Origin of the sequence: Micromonospora sp. DT201, assembly GCF_049841575.1 — a bacterium.
In the GTDB taxonomy this organism is placed as follows: Bacteria; Actinomycetota; Actinomycetes; order Mycobacteriales; family Micromonosporaceae; genus Micromonospora.
The window spans coordinates 1-563 of record NZ_JBNCKP010000073.1; the positions used below are offsets into that span (position 1 = coordinate 1).

Consider the following 563-nt stretch of genomic DNA (forward strand, 5'->3'; position numbering starts at 1 on the left):
GTCAACACGATGGTGGACCAGTTGTCGTCGTTTGCTGACGAGGTGACCCGGGTGGCCCGTGAGGTGGGCACCGAGGGCAACCTGGGCGGTCAGGCGCAGGTCAAGGGCGTGTCCGGTACGTGGCGGGACCTGACCGACAACGTGAACTCGATGGCGTCGAACCTGACCAGCCAGGTCCGCAACATTGCGTCGGTGACCACGGCGGTGGCAAAGGGTGACCTGTCGCAGAAGATCACTGTGGACGCGCGCGGTGAGATTCTGGAGTTGAAGTCGACTGTCAACACGATGGTGGACCAGTTGTCGTCGTTTGCTGACGAGGTGACCCGGGTGGCCCGTGAGGTGGGCACCGAGGGCAAGTTGGGCGGTCAAGCCCAGGTGCGCGGGGTTGCCGGCACCTGGCGGGACCTGACCGACAACGTGAACTCGATGGCGTCGAACCTGACCGCCCAGGTCCGCAACATCGCCCAGGTCTCCACGGCGGTGGCGAAGGGTGACCTGTCGCAGAAGATCACTGTGGACGCGCGCGGTGAGATTCTGGAGTTGAAGTCGACTGTCAACACGAT

1 protein-coding gene is annotated in these 563 nt (G+C 63.8%); it reads left to right on the forward strand.

All coding sequences use genetic code 11. The annotated features are described in order from the left end of the window. A partial coding sequence (locus ACLQ28_RS34455) for a HAMP domain-containing protein (protein ID WP_425690440.1) occupies positions 1-563 on the forward strand: 563 nt, incomplete at both ends.